Origin of the sequence: Variovorax paradoxus, assembly GCF_024734665.1 — a bacterium.
GTDB lineage: Bacteria > Pseudomonadota > Gammaproteobacteria > Burkholderiales > Burkholderiaceae_C > Variovorax.
The window spans coordinates 3,664,050-3,681,459 of record NZ_CP102931.1 but is presented as its reverse complement, the minus strand read 5'-3'; the positions used below and the strand labels follow the sequence as shown (position 1 = coordinate 3,681,459).

The 17,410-nt window shown below is 67.7% G+C and carries 17 protein-coding genes; 8 read left to right on the top strand and 9 right to left on the bottom strand.

The features are described 5' to 3' along the window. The first annotated feature begins 59 nt into the window (after nt 1-59). Nucleotides 60-1,241: a low temperature requirement protein A gene (locus NWF24_RS17380; protein ID WP_258349611.1), complete on the top strand. Its 1,182-nt coding sequence runs from the start codon at nt 60-62 to the stop codon at nt 1,239-1,241. Between the two features lie 10 nt (nt 1,242-1,251). Here NWF24_RS17380 and NWF24_RS17375 read toward each other — a convergent pair whose 3' ends face one another. Both NWF24_RS17375 and gloB read right to left on the bottom strand, forming a co-directional pair. Then, nucleotides 1,252-2,871 carry a transglycosylase SLT domain-containing protein gene (locus NWF24_RS17375; RefSeq protein WP_258349610.1) on the bottom strand — a complete coding sequence of 540 codons (1,620 nt, stop codon included), beginning with the start codon at nt 2,869-2,871 and terminating at the stop codon, nt 1,252-1,254. Beyond that, nucleotides 2,868-3,656 carry a hydroxyacylglutathione hydrolase gene (gene gloB, locus NWF24_RS17370; RefSeq protein WP_258349609.1) on the bottom strand — a complete coding sequence of 263 codons (789 nt, stop codon included), beginning with the start codon at nt 3,654-3,656 and terminating at the stop codon, nt 2,868-2,870. Before gloB ends, NWF24_RS17375 begins: the two co-directional genes overlap by 4 nt. Here gloB and NWF24_RS17365 point away from each other — a divergent pair. Continuing rightward, a complete protein-coding gene (locus tag NWF24_RS17365; RefSeq protein WP_375338383.1) occupies nt 3,655-4,425 on the top strand; it encodes a class I SAM-dependent methyltransferase in 771 nt (256 codons plus the stop codon). The genes gloB and NWF24_RS17365 overlap by 2 nt on opposite strands. Nucleotides 4,426-4,477: 52 nt before the next feature. Then, the gene (gene rnhA / locus NWF24_RS17360) at nt 4,478-4,927 is read left to right on the top strand and encodes a ribonuclease HI (RefSeq protein ID WP_258349608.1); all 450 of its coding nucleotides are present in this window, start codon (nt 4,478-4,480) and stop codon (nt 4,925-4,927) included. 19 nt (nt 4,928-4,946) lie between these two features. On the opposite strand, the gene moeA is transcribed toward rnhA, so the two are convergent. The 5 genes from moeA to NWF24_RS17335 form a co-directional block, all read right to left on the bottom strand. Next, nucleotides 4,947-6,260 (bottom strand): molybdopterin molybdotransferase MoeA, encoded by a 1,314-nt coding sequence (moeA, locus tag NWF24_RS17355; RefSeq protein ID WP_258349607.1) that lies wholly within the window; start codon nt 6,258-6,260, stop codon nt 4,947-4,949. Next, complete coding sequence (mobA, locus tag NWF24_RS17350) at nt 6,257-6,892, bottom strand: molybdenum cofactor guanylyltransferase MobA (protein WP_258349606.1); 636 nt, start codon at nt 6,890-6,892, stop codon at nt 6,257-6,259. Before mobA ends, moeA begins: the two co-directional genes overlap by 4 nt. A gap of 14 nt (nt 6,893-6,906) precedes the next feature. After that, the gene (gene moaA, locus NWF24_RS17345; protein ID WP_309148834.1) at nt 6,907-8,058 is read right to left on the bottom strand and encodes a GTP 3',8-cyclase MoaA; all 1,152 of its coding nucleotides are present in this window, start codon (nt 8,056-8,058) and stop codon (nt 6,907-6,909) included. A 58-nt stretch (nt 8,059-8,116) separates the two neighbouring features. Continuing rightward, entirely contained in the window at nt 8,117-9,394 is a 1,278-nt protein-coding gene (locus NWF24_RS17340; protein WP_258349605.1) for a serine hydrolase domain-containing protein, read from the bottom strand. Nucleotides 9,395-9,456: 62 nt separating this feature from the next. Beyond that, nucleotides 9,457-10,146, bottom strand: coding sequence for a hypothetical protein (locus NWF24_RS17335; RefSeq protein WP_258349604.1), 690 nt, complete (start codon nt 10,144-10,146; stop codon nt 9,457-9,459). A gap of 197 nt (nt 10,147-10,343) precedes the next feature. On the opposite strand from NWF24_RS17335, the gene NWF24_RS17330 reads away from it, so the two are divergent. Both NWF24_RS17330 and NWF24_RS17325 read left to right on the top strand, forming a co-directional pair. Next, entirely contained in the window at nt 10,344-10,979 is a 636-nt protein-coding gene (locus NWF24_RS17330; protein ID WP_258349603.1) for a superoxide dismutase, read from the top strand. Between the two features lie 11 nt (nt 10,980-10,990). Further along, nucleotides 10,991-11,911 carry a ZIP family metal transporter gene (locus tag NWF24_RS17325; RefSeq protein ID WP_258349602.1) on the top strand — a complete coding sequence of 307 codons (921 nt, stop codon included), beginning with the start codon at nt 10,991-10,993 and terminating at the stop codon, nt 11,909-11,911. A gap of 14 nt (nt 11,912-11,925) precedes the next feature. Here the strand turns inward: NWF24_RS17325 and NWF24_RS17320 are convergent, their stop codons facing one another. Further along, nucleotides 11,926-13,359, bottom strand: coding sequence for an aldehyde dehydrogenase family protein (locus NWF24_RS17320; protein ID WP_258349601.1), 1,434 nt, complete (start codon nt 13,357-13,359; stop codon nt 11,926-11,928). 67 nt (nt 13,360-13,426) lie between these two features. Then, nucleotides 13,427-13,981 carry a peroxiredoxin gene (locus tag NWF24_RS17315; protein ID WP_375338382.1) on the bottom strand — a complete coding sequence of 185 codons (555 nt, stop codon included), beginning with the start codon at nt 13,979-13,981 and terminating at the stop codon, nt 13,427-13,429. A gap of 143 nt (nt 13,982-14,124) precedes the next feature. Here NWF24_RS17315 and NWF24_RS17310 point away from each other — a divergent pair, with 143 nt between their 5' ends. Genes NWF24_RS17310 through NWF24_RS17300 form a run of 3 tightly spaced genes read left to right on the top strand, consistent with a single transcriptional unit; the run spans nt 14,125 to nt 17,407 of the window. Beyond that, nucleotides 14,125-15,699 (top strand): phospholipase D family protein, encoded by a 1,575-nt coding sequence (locus NWF24_RS17310; protein ID WP_258349600.1) that lies wholly within the window; start codon nt 14,125-14,127, stop codon nt 15,697-15,699. A gap of 9 nt (nt 15,700-15,708) precedes the next feature. After that, nucleotides 15,709-16,482 carry a sterol desaturase family protein gene (locus tag NWF24_RS17305; RefSeq protein ID WP_258349599.1) on the top strand — a complete coding sequence of 258 codons (774 nt, stop codon included), beginning with the start codon at nt 15,709-15,711 and terminating at the stop codon, nt 16,480-16,482. Beyond that, nucleotides 16,463-17,407 carry a fatty acid desaturase gene (locus NWF24_RS17300; RefSeq protein ID WP_258349598.1) on the top strand — a complete coding sequence of 315 codons (945 nt, stop codon included), beginning with the start codon at nt 16,463-16,465 and terminating at the stop codon, nt 17,405-17,407. The genes NWF24_RS17305 and NWF24_RS17300 overlap by 20 nt, the downstream gene beginning before the upstream one ends. Nucleotides 17,408-17,410 lie beyond the last annotated feature (3 nt).

Below are 17,410 nucleotides of genomic sequence, written 5' to 3'. Positions count from 1 at the left end.
TGCGATGATCCTGCGCGGCGCCGGAGAGCGCTGCAACGATTCACGGGGGTAAACGAACAATGAGCCACGACCACAAGCGGGCCACGACCTTGCGCTCGCGCGACCAGGCCGCCAAGGTTTCGAACGAAGAGCTGTTCTTCGACCTGGTCTACGCGTTTTCAGTCACGCAGCTTTCCCACTACCTGCTCGACCACCTCACGCTATTGGGCGCGCTCCAGACGCTGGTCATGTGGTTCGCTGTCTGGCTGGGCTGGCAGTACACGGCCTGGACCACCAACTGGTTCAACCCCAGCGCGCTACGTATCCGCGGCGTACTGTTCGCAATCATGCTGCTGGCGATGGTGATGGCCTCGGCGCTGCCGGGTGCCTTTGCCGAGCGGGGACTGGCGTTCGCGCTGTGCTTCGTGGGCATCCAGGCGGGGCGCACGCTCTGCATGCTGATTGCCATCGGCCCGAACGATCCACTCACACCCAACTTCCGCCGCCTGCTGGCGTGGAATTGCGTGGCCGGCGTGTTCTGGATCGCCGGTGGCCTGGTCGACGGGCCGGCGCGTCTCGCGCTGTGGTTCGGCGGCGTTTTGTGCGAGTACATCGCACCGATGATCGGCTTGCGCTTTCCGGGCCTGGGCCGTTCGCTGACCAGCGACTGGACCATCGACGGCGGCCATCTCGCCGAGCGCTGCCAGCTGTTCGTGATCGTCGCGCTGGGCGAGTCGGTGCTGGCCACCGGCATCGCCTTCGGGCACCACCCTGAATGGCACGGAAGCGATCTGTTCGCGCTGCTCGTGGGCTTCGCGGGCAGCCTGGCGATGTGGTGGATGTACTTCGACACCAGCGCCAAGGAGGCGACGCACGTCATCGAGCATGCCGCGGACCCGGGCGGCGTCGGCGCCAAGTTCCACTACACGCACGTCATTCTGGTGGCGGGCATCATCGTCTGCGCGGTGGCGGACGAGCTGACGATCGGCGAGGGCTCGCACCATGCCGAGCTCAAGTACCTAGGCGCGCTGATTGGCGGCCCGGCGCTCTATCTGTTCGGCAATGCGCTGTTCAAGCGCGTGGTGCGCGGCTTCCTGCCGCAATCGCATCTCTATGGGCTGGGGCTGCTGGCGGTGCTCGCGGTTTTTGCGTCGCACATGACGGTGATGGTGGTGGGCACGCTCACCACAGTCATCATGATCGCCGTGGCCACGCTGGAGGCCGTGGTGCGCCGCAGGGCGTGGGCCGAGAAGGCCCACTGAAGCGCAGGCCTTAGCGCTTCTTCTTCGCCGGCGTGCCGCCGCGCTTCTCGCGCACGACCTGCTGCTTGCTGCTGGCGGGAACCTTGGCCACATTGGAGCCCCGCGGTGCGGCCGCCTTCGAGGACGCACCGCCACGGCGTGCGGGAGAAGCCGCGACGTGAGACGTCTGTACGGGCCGGATGCCGGTGCCAGCGCGGGTCGCAACCGTCGCGCGAACGGGCAGATACACCACCACGCTGTAGCCGCGCTTGAACGCGTGGTTGGGCTGCACGTCGTTCCACTCGGCCACGTTGGCCGGCTTGAGGTTATAGCGGCGCGCGATGCTGGCAACGCTGTCGGCGCGCCCGGCCTTGACGGTCGTGCGGCGGGTGACGATCTCGGGCTGGAAGCTCAGGTGGCCGCCGTCGGCCACCACGGCCGCCACGTCTTCCTTCACGCGGGCGCCGCGCGGCACGATCAGCGTCGAGCCGGCCTTGATGAGCATGCGCGGCGGCACGTTGTTCATGGCGCGCAGGTCGGCCTCGCTCATGCCCGAGCGCTGGGCCGCGTCGGCCACCGTCATGGTGTTGGGCACGACCCAGGCCGTCCAGCTCGCGTACTGGCCCTGCGAATAGGCGTCGAAGTTGCGCTGGAACACGGCTGCGTTGTCCCACGGCAGCAGGATCTGCGGCGTGCCGGCGGCGATCAGCACCGGCTTGTGGGCGGCGGGGTTGAGGGCGCGGAAATCGTCGAGCCGTACGTCGGCCAGCTTGGCGGCGAGCTCCACGTCGAGGTCGCGCGTGAGCGTGACGGTCTGGAAGTACGGGTGGTTGGCGATCAGCGGAAGTTCGGTGTTGAAGGCCTGGGGGTTCGCCACGATGTTCTTCACGGCCTGCAGCTTGGGCACGTACATGCGCGTCTCGGCGGGCATCGTGAGGTCGCTGTAGGTGGTGGGCAGGCCCAGGCGCTGGTTCTTGGCGATGGCGCGGCTCACGCTGCCTTCGCCCCAGTTGTAGGCGGCCAGGGCCAGCTGCCAGTCGCCGAACATGCCGTAGAGCTTCTGCAGGTAGTCGAGCGCGGCGCGGGTGGAGGCCACCACGTCGCGGCGGTCGTCGCGGAAGATGTTCTGCTTCAGGTCGAAGTCGGTGCCGGTGGCCGGCATGAACTGCCACATGCCCGCGGCGCGCGCGCTGGAGATGGCCTGCGGGTTGAATGCGCTCTCGATGTAGGGCAGCAGCGCGAGTTCGGTCGGCATGTTGCGCCGCTCGAGTTCCTCGACGATGTGGAAGATGTATTTGTTCGAGCGCTCCGTCATGCGCTGGATGTAGTCGGGCCGGCTGGCGTACCACTGCTCGCGGTCGCGCACCAGGTCGCTGTCGAGGTTGGGCATCTTGAAGCCGCGGCGGATGCGGTCCCACATGTCGACCGGCGGCGCGAGCGTGACCACGCTCTGCGAATGGGCCTGGCCGCTGGTGAGGGGGGAGAGGGAGTCGCGCGGGTAGATGGGAGCCGCGCTGCCGGCAATCTTGGAGCCGGTGCCGCCGGCCTGGGGTGACGATGAAGAAGAGGGGGAAGAGCTGTTGTTGTTCGTGCCCGCGCAGCCCGCGAGCACCAGTGAACCTGCAAGGCAGGTGGCAGCGATAAATTTCATCGGAAGTCGTTTTTCCATTGGCGCAATGCGGCAAACACATCGGCTTCGGCTGCATCGGCAGCCAGCTCGGCATGGGCACGCACCGCTCTAAGGACAGTGGCTTCGCGGCTGCGAAGAAAGGGGTTGACCTGGCGTTCGATCGCCAGTTGCGACGGCAGCGTGGGCTGCCCCTTCGCGCGCAGGCTTTCGCAGCGCGCGTTGTAGTGACTCAGTTCGGCGTTGGCCGGTTCCACCGCCTGGGCGAAACGCAGGTTAGAAAGTGTGTACTCGTGAGCGCAGCAGACACGCGTGTCGCCGGGCAATGCGGCGAGTGCATCGAGCGAGGCCAGCATCTGCGCGGGCGTGCCTTCGAACAAGCGGCCGCAGCCACCGGAGAACAGCGTGTCGCCGCAGAACAGCAGCGGTGCATCGTTGAGCGCGGTTTGCGCGGCGGGCAGGAAGTAGGCGATATGGCCGGCGGTATGGCCCGGCACGTCGATGACCTCGAAGCGCAGGCCGAGCACTTCCGCGATGTCGCCCTGCGCCAGCGGCGTGTACGGCTCGGGAATGCGCTCGCGTGCGGGCCCCCAGACCGGCGCGCCGGTGGCTGCATGCAGCGCGGCCACGCCCCCCGTGTGATCTGGGTGGTGGTGCGTGACTAGAATCGCGGCCAGCTGCAGCTTGTGGCGCGCCAGCGCGTCGAACACCGGTTGGGCATCGCCCGGATCCACCACGATGGCGTGGGACCCGTCGTGCAGCATCCAGATGTAGTTGTCAGCGAAGGCGGGCAGCGGAACAAGGGTCATGAGCGGTCAAATTATAGGTTTGCAGGATTGGTTCGCGACCCCCCCGGGGCGCTACCTTCTGGCTTGGGAGCAGGCCCAGTTCGATCAGGCGGTGGCCGATGTGTTCGGCTATCACGCGCTGCAGCTGGGCGCGGCAGAGGTCGACGGGCTGCGCGCCAACCGCATGCCGCACCGCTGGCTGGCGCTGGACGACCCCGCCCGCGCCAGCAAGGCAACGCTCCTGACCGACTTTGCGGCGCTGCCTTTTGCCGCCAACAGCCTCGACCTGGTGGTGATGCCGCACGCGCTCGAACTCAGCCCCGACCCGCACGCCACCCTGCGCGAGGTAGAGCGGGTGCTGGTGCCCGAGGGCCGCGTGGTGATCTGCGGGCTCAACCCGGCCAGCCTCTGGGGCATGCGGCAGCGCCGCGCGCACATCTACCGCCGGCTGGGCATCGGCGATCTTTACCTGCCAGAAGGCGGGGAGTTCATCGGCTACTGGCGCATGCGCGACTGGCTGCGCCTGCTGAGCTTCGAGGTGGAGTCGGGCCGCTTCGGCATCTACCGGCCGGCGGTGCGCAGCGAGGCCTGGCTGGAGCGCTCGCGCTGGATGGACGCCGCCGGCGAGCGCTGGTGGCCGATCTTTGGCGCAGCCTATTTTTTGGTCGCTGTGAAGCGGGTGCGCGGCATGCGCCTGCTGAGCGCCGACTGGCGGCGCTCAGGCGCCCGCGCCACCGCGCCCGTGCCCATTGCCGGCAAGGTGCATCGCAGCGAGCCGAACAAGAATTGAAATGGTCGAAATCGAATGAAGAGGATCGAATGAAAGAGAAGGAAAAGTCAGTTTGAACGAAGTCGTGATCTACACCGATGGTGCGTGCAAGGGCAATCCCGGACCCGGTGGCTGGGGCGCGTGGCTCAAGTCGGGCGCCACCGAGAAAGACCTGTTCGGAGGTGAACTCAACACCACCAACAACCGCATGGAGCTGACCGCCGTCATCGAGGGGCTGGCGGCGCTCAAGCGGCCCTGCAAGGTGCTGCTGTACCTCGACAGCCAGTACGTGCGCAAGGGCATCACCGAATGGATCCGCGGCTGGAAGGCCAAGGGCTGGCTCACCGCGAGCAAGCAGCCGGTGAAGAACGTCGAGCTCTGGCAGCGGCTCGACAAGCTGGTGAGCGAGGGCGGACACCAGATCGAATGGCGCTGGGTCAAGGGCCACTCGGGCGATCCGGGCAACGAGCGCGCCGACATGCTGGCCAACAAGGGCGTGGACAAGGCGCTCGGAAGGATCTGAGCCGGGTGGCGTTGGCTGGCTAGATCACGCCGTCGAACATCATCACGTCGACTTCGTCGCCCGCCGCCACGCTGCCCTGGTCGTGGTGCAGCACCACAAGCCCGTTGGCCTCGACCATCGAGCTGAGCACGCCCGAGCCCTGGTGGCTCGCCACGCACACTTCGGGCAACGCGCCCCGCACGTTCTTTACAAAACCGCGCTGGTATTCGGTGCGGCCCGGCTTCTTGCGGATCGGGCTCGTGCTGCGCGCGCGCAGCAGCGGCGGTGGCGCGGCGGCTGCTTCATGGCAGCCCATCATGCGCAGCAGTGCCGGCCGCACGAAGGCCAGGAAGGTGACCATCACGGCCACCGGATTGCCCGGCAGGCCGAACAGCACGGCCGGCTGAGGTGAGGCCTCGCGCGAAATCAACCCCACAGCCAGCGGACGGCCCGGGCGCATGGCCACGCGCCAGAACGCCATGTCGCCCAGCTGCTGCATCACGTCGCGCGTGTGGTCTGCCGCGCCCGCGCTGACGCCGCCGCTGGTGACGATGGCATCGGCCTCGCGTGCGGCGCGCTGCAGCGTGGCGGCGAGCGTGGCCGGGTCGTCGCGTACCAGGCCGAGGTCGATCACCTCGCAGCCCAGCCGCGTGAGCAAGCCGATCACGGTGTAGCGGTTGCTGTCGTACACGGCGCCTTCGCGCGGCGTGTCGCCGAGGCTCAGGATCTCGTCGCCGGTCGAGAAGCAGGCCACCCGCAGCCGCCGCAGCGCGGGCACGCCCGGCAGACCGAGGCTCGCGACCATGCCGAGCGCGGCCGGCGAGAGGCGCTCGCCCTTGCGCAGCGCGGGCTGGCCCTTCATCAGGTCTTCGCCCGCGAAACGGCGGTTGTCGCCGCGGCGCAGCACCTTGGCCGGGAAGCACACGCGGTCGCCGTCGACCTTGCAGAACTCCTGCGGAATGACGGTGTCGAGGCCCGCCGGCATCATCGCGCCGGTCATGATGCGCACCGCATCGCCCGGGCCCAGCGCGCCGCGCCAGGCCGCGCCGGCCAGCGCCGTGCCTGCCACGCGCAACGTGACGGAGGCGTCGATGGGCGCGTTCTCGGGCAGCACTGCGCCGTCGAAGGCGTAGCCGTCCATGGCGGAGTTGTCGTGCGGCGGCACGCTGACGGGCGAGACGATGTCTTCGGCCAGCACGCGGCCGAGGGCGTCGAGCAGCGAAACGCTCTCGCGCTGCGTGACGACGGACGTGGCCGTCAGTTGCGAAAGAAAGGCGTGGACGGCCTCGACGCTCAGGTCGGCGGCGTCGTCATAGCCCGTGAGGGCGGAAGCGATGTCTGCGATGCGGCTCATCGGTTTTCGAGTGCGTGCAGTTCGGCCAGGGTGTTGGCGTTGAAAAAGGCGTCGGGTGAGTCGCCGGGACGGTCGAAGGGCACGTGCGCCGTGCGGTGCTGCGCGGTCCATGTGTGAACCTTGCGGCCGCCGGCTTCGGTGTAGCGCTGCAGGCTGTCGCGCAGGTCGGCGCGCAGCAGGCAGAAGACGGGTTGGAGGCGCAGCGCCACGTCGCCTTCGACGGCTTCAGGCGCGGCGGCGATGGCGATCTCCGCATTGCCGGCAACGACCGCTTCGGCGAGCCGGGCGGCCAGGTCAGTCGGGAACAGGGGAGTGTCGCAAGGCACGGTCAGCAGCCAGGGCGTGGCGCAGTGCTCCAGCCCGGTCAGAAAGCCCGCGAGCGGCCCCGCATAGTCCGCGAGGCTGTCGGGCCAGACCGGCACGCCGAAGATTTCGTAGTCGGCGAGGTTGCGATTGGCATTGACCATCAGCCGGCCGACTTGCGGCCCCAGCCGCCGTATTGCATGCAGCGCCAGCGGTTCGCCGTTGAAAGGCTGCAGCCCCTTGTCGACTCCGCCCATGCGCGAGCCGCGTCCGCCGGCCAGCAGCAGCCCCGTGATGTCGGCGGGCGCGATGGTGGCGTGCGCGGGCATGGCGGCCGCCTGCGTCATCCGCCGATGTAGCTCATCTCGACGCGGCGCGGGGCCTTGTCGCCGGCATCGTTGCTGTCGTCATCCGGACCGTGCAGGGCGCGCAGCTCGGAGTAGCGGTCGGCGCGGCCCTGCCAGATGTGGCCGATGGCCGAGGTAATGTCGTCGTCGCTGGCGGTGCCGCGCAGCAGTGGGCGCAGGTCGTGGCCGGCGCTCGCGAAGAGGCAGAGGTACAGCTTGCCTTCGGTCGACAGGCGCGCGCGGCTGCAGTCGTGGCAGAAGGCCTGGGTGACGCTGCTGATCACGCCGATTTCGCCGGTGCCGTCGGCATAGGCCCAGCGCTGGGCGGTTTCGCCGGGCGTGGCGGCTTCGAGCGGCACCAGGGGAAATTCGGCATGGATGCGCGCGATGACGTCGGCCGAGGGCAGCACCTCGTCCATGCGCCAGCCGTTGGTGGCGCCCACGTCCATGTACTCGATGAAGCGCAGCACCACCTTGCCGCCGTGGTGCGTGCGGAAATAGCGGGCCATCGGCAGGATCTCTTGATCGTTGGCGCCGCGCTTGACCACCATGTTGACCTTGATGGGGCCGAGGCCAGCGGCGATTGCCGCATCGATGCCGGCCAGCACGTCGGCCACCGGAAAGTCGACGTCGTTCATGTGGCGGAAGACGGCGTCGTCGAGGCTGTCGAGGCTCACGGTCACGCGCTGCAGGCCGGCGTCCTTGAGCGCGGCGGCCTTGCGCGCGAGCAGCGAGCCGTTGGTGGTCAGCGTCAGCGCCAGCGGTTCGCCGGCGGGTGTGCGGATCTCGGCGAGTTGTTCGATGAGCCCCTCGATGTTCTTGCGCAGCAGCGGTTCGCCGCCGGTCAGCCGGATCTTGCGCACGCCATGGGCGGCGAACAGGCGGGCCAGCCGTGTCATTTCCTCGAAGCTGAGCAGCGCGCTGTGCGGCAGGTACTTGTAGTCCTTGTCGAACACGTCCTTCGGCATGCAGTAGCTGCAGCGGAAGTTGCAGCGGTCGGTCACGCTGATGCGCAGGTCGGTCATGGGCCGGCCCAGGCGGTCGAGCAGCAACCCCGTGGCGGGCACGGCAACCTCCGGCACGGCCACGGCGGGACGTGCTCGGCCGATCGCGGAGATCGGGATGACGGTGCTGCTGCTGTTCTTCATGGCTTCGTGGAGGGGGCTCCGATTTTGCGCCAGGCCCCAAGAGCCTGTGAAACGGAGGCTACTTGATCACCGCCGCATAAATCATGTCCCGGGTCAATGTTCTGTAATGTGTTCTGTACTTTGGCGACTGCAGCATGAGCACGACGAACATTTCGTTTTTCGGGTCGACCCACATGTAGGTGCCGCCCGCACCTCCCCAGTTGTATTCGCCGCCGGCCGACGGGTAGGGCGCCTCGCCGTCATTGCGGCGCACCGCAAAGCCCAGGCCGAAGCCGTAGCCCGGGCCCGGCAGGTAGAGCGGGCCGGGCACGATGCCGGCGCCCGCATTGGAATGGTCGGCGGTCATCAGCGCGATGGTGCGCGGGCCGAGGTAGCGCTTGCCGTCGAGCGAGCCGCCGTTGAGCAGCATCTGCAGGAAGCGCGCGTAGTCGTTCGCGGTCGACACCAGCCCGCCGCCGCCCGATTCGTACTTGCGCACGATGCGCGGGTCGTTGAACTCGGCGCCCACGCCGAAGCTGCGGTCGCTGGGCAGCGGCTCGGCAATGCGCGGCTGGCGCGCCGGCTCGGGCACGTAGTAGCTGGTGTCCTTCATGCCCAGCGGGTCGAGCAGCCGGGTTTTCTCGAACTGGTAGAGCGACTGGCCCGACACCACCTCGACCACGCGGCCGAGGATGTCGGTCGACTGGCTGTACTCCCAGGTCGTGCCGGGCTGGTAGGCCAGCGGCAGCTTGGCGAGGCGCTGGGAGAACTCGGCCAGCGTCGGGTCGCCGGCGCCCAGGTCGGCGGCGTTGTAAGCCTGCTTCACGAGGCCCGGGCCGAAGAAGCCGTAGGTCAGGCCCGAGGTGTGGCGCATCAGGTCCTGCACGGTGATGGGGCGGCGCGCGGGCACGGTGTCGAGCACCGGTTTGCCGTCGGCGCCGGGCTTTTCCACGCCCACCGTCATGGTGGCGAACTCGGGCAGGTAGGTCGCGATCGGGTCGTCGAGCTTCAGCCGGCCGTCTTCCACCAGCATCATTGCGGCCACCGTGGTGATGGGCTTGCTCATCGAGTAGATGCGGAAGATGCCGTCGCGTGGCATTGGAGTGCCGGCCGCAGGGTCGAGCTTGCCGACCGGCTCGAACCACGCGACCTTACCCTGGCGCGCCACCAGCAGCACCGCGCCCGGGATCTTGCCGGCGGCCACGTCAGCCTTGAGCACGTCGGTGAGCATCTGCAGGCGCCCGGTCGAGAGGCCGATCTGCTCGGGCCTGGCTGTAGGCAGCGATTGCGCCGCCGCCAGCAGGGGAAGGGCCAGGCCGAGCACGGCCGCGCGCAGGCTGCGCTTCAGAAATCTCATGGTGTTGTCTCCGTCTTGTTGTGAATGGAAAACCTGTGCCGCCTCTCGTGGGCGGCTGGGGGCTATCCGCGGCAGAGCTTCAGGTTCGTGCGGGTGGCACGGACCACGGGCAGGAAGATCTCGGCGTCGGCCGGCGGGTAGTTGTCCTTGATGCCGTCGTCGGTGCGGTCGGCGTCCTCGGCCAGCGGCTGCAAGGTCTTGAGGCAGGCGGCACGGTCGTTGAGCTTGAACTGCGTGAGCGCGAGGTCGTTGCGCAGCCAGGCCTTGGTGATCCAGTCGAGGGTCTTGTCGCAGTCCGACAGCACGGGCGCGAGGGTGGTTTGCGCGGCTGCGTAGTCCTTCGCGTCGTACTGGCGCTTGAAGGTCTTGCGCGAGTTGGCGACGGCCTTGTCGGTGCAGGCGGGGGTGGGGCGGGTGTAGGTGCCTTCGAAGCCGGCGCGTGCGCCGCAGTTGTCGCGGCATTGATCCGCGCCGTTGGTCGTGACCTGCACCTTGTCGGCATTGACCGCGAAGTTCACCACGCACGCCGAGTCGTCGAGCTTGGCCTTGCCGCGCACGATGGCGCCGTCGAGTGCGCAGGTGTGGGCATTGGCGCCGATGGTGGTGATGTCGAAGTGCCCGTCGGGCTTGACGCGCAGCGAGCCGCTGCCCCGTTCGTAGATGTAGTCGCCGGCCGGCGGCGTGGCGGTCTGCGCGGCAGCGAGGCCGGCGCAGGCGAGCAGGGCGAGGGGAAGGAGGCGTTCGAGCTTCATCGTTGGAAATCTCCCGGGAAACGTGCCGCAGGGCAGTGTATCTATCGTTGCCGAACGCTTCCTGGGATGGCCGATTTGCGCCATCTCTGCCGCAGATGTCTTGACATGGACAATGAGAATTCCTATCATTTGGACGCCTGAGTACGCAACACGTCGACAACGCAAAGGGCTTCTTCCAACCAAGGAGCTTTTCGACCGTGCCGTACACCCTGCCAGCCTTGCCCTATGCCTTCGATGCGCTCGAACCGCACATCGACGCGCAGACGATGGAAATCCACCATGGCAAGCACCACCAGACCTATGTGAACAACCTCAATGCGGCCCTGAAAGACACGCCGCACGAGGGAACGGAAGTCGAAGAGCTGATCGTCGGCGTCGAGCAACTGCCCGAGGCGCTGCGCGCGCCGGTGCGCAACAACGGCGGCGGGCACGCCAACCACAGCCTGTTCTGGACCGTGATGGCTCCCGTCGGCCAAGGTGGCGGCGGCACGCCCACGGGGGCGCTCGCGAAAGCCATCGACACCGACCTGGGCGGCTTCGACGCCTTCAAGGAGGCCTTCACCAAGGCCGCCCTCACGCGCTTCGGCAGCGGCTGGGCGTGGCTGTCGGTAGGCTCCGGCGGCAAGCTCGCCGTGGAGAGCAGCGGCAACCAGGACAGCCCGCTAATGCGCGGCATCGGCTCGGGCAACACGCCGATCCTCGGGCTCGACGTGTGGGAGCACGCCTACTACCTCAAGTACCAGAACCGCCGCCCCGAATACATCGCGGCCTTCTACAACGTCGTGAACTGGGTCGAGGTGGCCCGGCGCCACGCCGCCGCGACCGGCGGCTGAGGAGCAGGCCCATGAACGAGCCGCAGCAGGGCACGATGGCCGGACGGCAACCCAGGCAGGCCCGCCCGATGCGCGAGTGGGTCGGCTTCGCCATCGTCGGGGCCGGCGTGCTGGTGGGCGTGATGCAGTTCTGGCAGTTCGTGCGTGGCGATCCGCTGGTGTGGAATGCCCTGCTAGGCGGCTCGGTCGCCGCGCTGGCGACCGCACTCGGCACGCTGCCGGTGCTGTTCTCGCAGAAGCTCCCGGAGCGGCTGCAGGACACGCTGTTCGGCTTCGGCGCCGGCGTGATGCTGGCGGCCAGCGCCTTCTCGCTGATCATTCCGGGCCTGGAGGCTGCAAAGAACGTGGGCGTGTTCGGAGGCGGCAACTGGGCGGCGGGCGGCGTGATCGGCTCCGCCATCCTGCTTGGCGGCATCGTGCTGATGCTGATGGACCGCGTGCTGCCGCACGAACACTTCATCAAGGGCCGCGAGGGCCAGGCCGCCAAGCAGCTGCGCCGCACCTGGCTCTTCGTGTTCGCGATCGCGCTGCACAACGTGCCCGAGGGCCTGGCCATCGGCGTGGGCTATGCGGCCAACAACGGGCTGCGCGCTGACGCACTGGCCACCGGCATCGCGATCCAGGACGTGCCCGAGGGCCTGGTGGTCGCGGTGGCGCTGTTGGCCGCCGGCTACAGCCGCATGTTCGCGGTGCTGATCGGCATGGCCTCGGGGCTGGTGGAGCCGCTGGGTGCGGTGCTGGGCGCGGCCGTGGTCGGCCATTCGGCGATGCTGCTGCCTTGGGGGCTCGGCTTTGCGGCGGGCGCGATGCTGTTCGTGATCAGCCACGAGATCATTCCGGAGTCGCACCGCAAGGGGCATGAAGCCTTTGCCACGAGCGGGCTGATGATCGGCTTCGTGCTGATGATGCTCTTGGACACCGCGCTGGGCTGACCAGCCCCGCGCGGTCAGCCGTGCTTGACGGCCACGGTCTTCAGTGTGGTGAAGCCGTACAGCGCCTCGAAGCCCTTCTCGCGCCCGTAGCCCGACGACTTCACACCACCGAAGGGCAGCTCGACGCCTCCGCCCGCGCCGTAGTTGTTGATGAACACCTGGCCGCTGCGCACGCGCTTGGCCATGCGGAACTGGCGAGAACCGTCGGCGGTCCACACGCCCGCCACCAGGCCGAACTGCGTGGCATTGGCGAGCGCGACCGCTTCGTCTTCGTCGGTGAAGGACATCGCGGCCAGCACCGGGCCGAACACTTCTTCCTGCGCCAGTCGATGCCCGACCGGCACGTCGCGCAGCAGGGTGGGTGCCTGGTAGAAGCCGGTCTCGGGCGCTTCCTCGACCACGATGCCCTGCGCCACCATCGGGATGCCGGCATGCTGCGCGTCGCTCAAAAAGTCCCACACGCGCTGCTGCTGCGTCTGGCGGATCAGCGGGCCCACGTCGAGATCCATGGCAGCGGGGCCGACGCGCAGGGCTTCGAAGGCATGGCCCAGGCGTTCGAGCAGCGGCTCGTAGATGTCGCGCTGGATCAGCACGCGCGAGCCGGCCGAGCAAGTCTGGCCGGCGTTCTGCACGATCGCGTTGATGACCACGGGAATGGCCGCGTCGAGATCAGCGTCGGCAAAGATGATCTGCGGGCTCTTGCCGCCCAGCTCCAGCGTGACCGGGCAATGCCGCTCGGCCGCCACCTGCTGGATCAGCGTGCCGATCTTCGGGCTGCCGGTGAAGCTGATGTGGTCGATGCCTTCGTGCCGCGCGAGCGCGTCGCCCACTTCATGGCCGTAGCCCGTCACGATGTTGAGCGCGCCCGCCGGAAAGCCGACTTCGGCCGCCAGCTGCGCCACGCGGATCAGCGAGAGGCAGGCGTCTTCGGCCGGCTTCACCACGCACACGTTGCCCGCCGCCAGGGCGCCGCCCACGCTGCGTCCGAAGATCTGCATCGGGTAGTTCCACGGAATGATGTGGCCGGTCACGCCGTGCGGCTCGCGCCAGGTGAAGACGCTGTAGCCGTCCTGGTAAGGGATGGTCTCGCCGTGCAGCTTGTCGCAGGCGCCGGCATAGAACTCGAAGTAGCGCACCAGCGCCACCGCGTCGGCACGCGCCTGCTTGACGGGCTTGCCGCAGTCGCGCTGCTCGATGAGCGCCAGTTCGTCGACGTGTTCGGCGATCTTTTGCGAGAGCTTGTAGAGCAGGCGGCTGCGGTCGGCGGCGCTGACCTTGTGCCAGACACCCTCGAAGCAGTCGCGCGCGGCGCGCACGGCGGAGTCGATGTCGGCGGCATTGCTGCGCTGGATTTCGTCGAAGGCCTGGCCGTCGGAAGGATCGATGACCGGCAGGGTGCGGCCGGAGGAGGACGGAACGTCCGCGTTGGCGATGTAGTTGAGCTGCATGGGGCTGGATTTTGCGCGAAGCACGCGCAATCCGTGGCCGGGCGGGCCGGCGCCCCTCTGCTCGTGTCTACTTGGCGGCGGTGGTTTTCGGCAGCGCCTTCACGGCATTCAACATGCGCTCCACGTGCTTGTCCGGATTCAGGTTCTGGTAGTAGTAGGCGACCTTGCCGTCCGGTGAGATTACGTAAGACAGGCGGTTGGCGAAGTCCGGCCGCGTCTGCATCAGCGCGTCGAAACCTTGGATCACGGTCTTGTTCTCGTCCGACGCCACCGGAAAGCGGCTCTGGCAGGACTTGACCGAGAACTTCGACAGGGTACCTATGTCGTCCGCCGAGACACCGATCACGGTGGCGCCCAGCGCGGCGAACTGGTCGACGGCCTCGGCGAAGGCGTGAGCCTCTATGGAGCAGTCGTTGGAATCTGCCGCAGGAAAGAAGTACAACACCACCGGTCCCTTGGCGAGCGCGTCGGCCAGCGAGTAGCGGAAGGTCTTGCCGCCCAGGGCGGCGTTGGCGGTGAACTTGGGCACGGGGTCGCCGATGTCCAGGGCCGCCCAGGCGGGGTGGGCAAGGGCTGCAAAAATCGTCATCCATGCGATGCGATGGAGGTGCGAACGAGCCATGATGTAACTCCGAGCGATGTGGAGCGAATTCTAGGCTTGAGCATCCCCGGAATGGGCCGTCCTGAAACCGGTGCGGGCTGGCCGGCGTATTGAACACAACAACTGAAAAAACGGCGGGAAGCACCAGCAATGGGCGAAGCATCATGAACACTTGGCTCTCGTTTCTGCGCATCGCGTTCGCGAGCGTCCTGATAGCGACACTCGGCGCCTGCGGCTCGCTGCCGCCGGCGCGGGAGCGGCCCGCCGAATTCGCCGCTTCGGCCGACCCGTCGACCACGCTGGCGAAGATCGTCGCCGCCTCCACACCGCCGGACGAGCACTCGGGCTTCCGGCTGATGCCGCTGGGCGTGTACTCGCTCGATGCGCGCATACAGCTGGCCCAGCGGGCCCAGCGCTCGCTGGTGGTGCAGTACTACCAGCTCGAGAACGACGCCGTCGGCCGCCTGCTGCTGCGCACGCTGCGCGAGGCCGCGGGCCGAGGCGTGAAGGTGCGGGTGCTGGTGGACGACCTGTACACCGTGAAGAGCCAGCAGTTGCTGCTGGCGCTGTCCGAGACGCCCAACGTCGACGTGCGCCTGTTCAACCCGTTCTGCTGCGGGCGCAACGGCTTCCTGTCGCGCTTTGCGGCGTCGCCGTGGGAGATTCCGCGGCTCAACCACCGCATGCACAACAAGCTCTTCATTGCCGACGGTGCCATGGCTGTGGTGGGCGGGCGCAACATCGCCGACGAGTATTTCGTGCTGAGCGAGGCGCAGAACTTCATCGACATGGACGCGCTGGTGGTCGGCAAGGTGGTGCCGCAGCTCGAATCGATCTTCGACGCCTACTGGAACAGCGAGCAGGTCTGGCCTATTGCCGACATCGTGACGGGCGATGGCGGCCGCAAGCCGACCGGCGCCGATTTCGACAGCTGGGTGGGCATGGCCGCGCCGCCGCCGAAGATCGTGCTGCCGCCGTCGGACATCCTCGGCTACGGCCCCATTGCCGAGGAGCTCGACGGCGGCCGCATGGGCCTGCTGTGGGGAGAGGCCCGCGCCATCGCCGATCCGCCCACCAAGCCCGCGACCATGACCGCCGACGAGGCCATCGCCACCAGCGTGACGATGAAGGTCTGGGCGCTGCTGCTCGACGCCAAGACCGAGGTCGACATGACCTCGCCGTACCTGGTGCCGGGCGAGCGCGGCATGGAAGCCTTCGAGGACCTGACCCGGCGCAAGGTCAAGCTCACGCTGCTGACCAATTCGCTGGCCGCCAACGACGAGCCGCTGGTGCACACCGGCTACGCGCGCTACCGCGAGCGGTTGCTGCAAGGCGGCGCCGACCTGTACGAACTGAGCCCGCAGCGCACCAGCGCGGGCGAGCGCTTCGGCATGTTCGGCAAGTCGCTCGGGCGGCTGCATGCCAAGACTGCGGCCATCGACAAGACACGCATCTTCATCGGCTCGATGAACCTCGACCCGCGCTCGGCCAGCCAGAACACCGAGATGGGGCTGGTGGTCGACAGCCCGCAGCTGGCGCGCGAGATGATGCGCGTCATCAACATCAGCAAGCTGCAGAACTCTTACCGGCTGCGGCTGGCCAAGGACACCGGCACGCTGCAATGGCTGACGAACGACGGCGAGAAAGAAGTGATCCTGACCTCGGAGCCGGAGTCGAGCTTCTTCCAGCGCTTCTACAACATGCTCATAGCGCCGATCGTTCCCGAGATGCTGTTGTAGCCTCGGGGGATGGCGCAGACCTTCACCTCGTTGTCCGCCCTGCAGGTCATGCTGTGGGGCGTGCTTTTTTTCGGCGGCATCTATCTCGGCTTCGGCTGCATCACGTGGCTGCTGACGAAGCGGGTGCTGCCGGCGCTGGGCATTGGGCGCGAACTCGATCCGCGGCCGCTGCAGCCGGGGCAACTGCGGCGCGAGCTGGGGCAATCGGGAGTGTCGGTGCTGATCTTCGGGCTGGGCATGGTGTTTCCGTGGGGGCTGCTGCAGCTGGGCTGGGCGCGGCTCGACGGCGATGCGGGGTGGCGGCAGATCGCGGTCGAGATCCTCGTGCTCGCGTTCTGGAACGACGTGCATTTCTGGATCAACCACCGGCTGCTGCACACGCGCTGGCTGCGGCGCTTTCACGGGCCGCATCACCGCTCGTTCGTGACCACGCCTTGGGCGACCTACAGCTTTCATCCCGTCGAGGCGCTGATGCTCGGCAACGTGATCCTGCTGCCGATGGTGGTGCACGACTTCAGCTTCTGGGCGCTGGCGGCGGTGCCGGTGTTCAGCCTGTTCTTCAACTGCATCGGGCATTCGAACTACGACTTCTTCACGGGCGTGTCGTACAGCCATTGGTTCGCGGCGAGTCGACGCCACCATTTGCACCACGCCGTGCACAACGGCAACTACGGCTTCCAGTTCACGTTCATGGACCGGCTCTTCAGGACGCGCATCGCGGCCGATGCGGCCGAGCCGGTGCTTCAGGCTTTCCGAAAGAAGCATGGCGCGACCGCGGCCTGATGACGCAAGCCGTCGCCTGCCGGGGCTGCGCCACTGGCGCGACTGGCAGAGCCTTGCCTATCTCGCCGCCTTGCCTGCGCTGGCGGCGTGGCAATGGCTACACGGCTTCAACGCGCTGCTGTACGGGCTGATGCTGTTCCTGACGCTCGGTGTCGGCGTGATCCATCACAACCACGTGCACCTGCGCATGTGGCGCGGACGGCGCATGAACCGGCTGACTGATTTCTGGATCACGCTGCTGCAGGGGCACCCGACTTTCGTGTTCTGGCCCGCGCACGTGGCCAACCACCATCGCCACCGGCACGGGCCGAAGGACGTGGCGCGCACCTACCGCTTCGGCGGCGACACCAACCATCTGCGGGGCTATCTGCTGCATCCGTTCCAGGCCGTGTGGGTGCTGATGCCAGTGTTCTTCGCGTGGCTCGCGCGGCTGCGGCAGCACCGGCGCGGCGCGTGGCGCTACTGCATGGCGCAGTACGTGCTGTGGCTGGTGAGCTGGACGGCTCTGCTGGTGCTCGATTGGCGCAAGGCCCTGCTGTTCGTGATCGTGCCGCAGCTGCATGGCTTGCACTGGTTGCTGGCGACCAACTACCTTCAGCACGCGCATGCCGACGGCCGGAAACCCGTGCGCAAGGAGGCGCCGGGCGATACCTCGGGTAGCCAGCTGAACTACGCCCGCAATTTCGAGGGGCTGGTGAACCCCTTGCTGTTCAACATCGGCCTGCACACCGCACACCACGAGAACCCGCATGCCCATTGGTCCGAGCTCACGCATCTGCATCGCACGCGTTACCGCGCGCGGGTGGATCCTGCGCTCAACGAGGGCGGGCTGGTGCCGTACATGGTGCGCGTGTTCGTGCTGGGGACCGTGTGGCCGCGTTTTCGCAGCCGCTCGCTGATGCCTCCCGATTCATCCATCACCTGAACC

Coding starts and splice junctions, on each gene's coding strand:
- NWF24_RS17310 (WP_258349600.1), top strand. CDS start 14,125: ATGAACACTTGGCTCTCGTTTCTGCGCATCGCGTTCGCGAGCGTCCTG.
- NWF24_RS17305 (WP_258349599.1), top strand. CDS start 15,709: ATGGCGCAGACCTTCACCTCGTTGTCCGCCCTGCAGGTCATGCTGTGG.
- mobA (WP_258349606.1), bottom strand. CDS start 6,892: ATGCCCGCGCACGCCACCATCGCGCCCGCCGACATCACGGGGCTGCTG.
- moaA (WP_309148834.1), bottom strand. CDS start 8,058: ATGAAGAACAGCAGCAGCACCGTCATCCCGATCTCCGCGATCGGCCGA.
- NWF24_RS17375 (WP_258349610.1), bottom strand. CDS start 2,871: ATGAAATTTATCGCTGCCACCTGCCTTGCAGGTTCACTGGTGCTCGCG.
- gloB (WP_258349609.1), bottom strand. CDS start 3,656: ATGACCCTTGTTCCGCTGCCCGCCTTCGCTGACAACTACATCTGGATG.
- NWF24_RS17320 (WP_258349601.1), bottom strand. CDS start 13,359: ATGCAGCTCAACTACATCGCCAACGCGGACGTTCCGTCCTCCTCCGGC.
- NWF24_RS17315 (WP_375338382.1), bottom strand. CDS start 13,981: ATGGCTCGTTCGCACCTCCATCGCATCGCATGGATGACGATTTTTGCA.
- NWF24_RS17340 (WP_258349605.1), bottom strand. CDS start 9,394: ATGAGATTTCTGAAGCGCAGCCTGCGCGCGGCCGTGCTCGGCCTGGCC.
- NWF24_RS17335 (WP_258349604.1), bottom strand. CDS start 10,146: ATGAAGCTCGAACGCCTCCTTCCCCTCGCCCTGCTCGCCTGCGCCGGC.
- NWF24_RS17365 (WP_375338383.1), top strand. CDS start 3,655: ATGAGCGGTCAAATTATAGGTTTGCAGGATTGGTTCGCGACCCCCCCG.
- NWF24_RS17300 (WP_258349598.1), top strand. CDS start 16,463: ATGGCGCGACCGCGGCCTGATGACGCAAGCCGTCGCCTGCCGGGGCTG.
- moeA (WP_258349607.1), bottom strand. CDS start 6,260: ATGAGCCGCATCGCAGACATCGCTTCCGCCCTCACGGGCTATGACGAC.
- NWF24_RS17380 (WP_258349611.1), top strand. CDS start 60: ATGAGCCACGACCACAAGCGGGCCACGACCTTGCGCTCGCGCGACCAG.
- NWF24_RS17325 (WP_258349602.1), top strand. CDS start 10,991: ATGAACGAGCCGCAGCAGGGCACGATGGCCGGACGGCAACCCAGGCAG.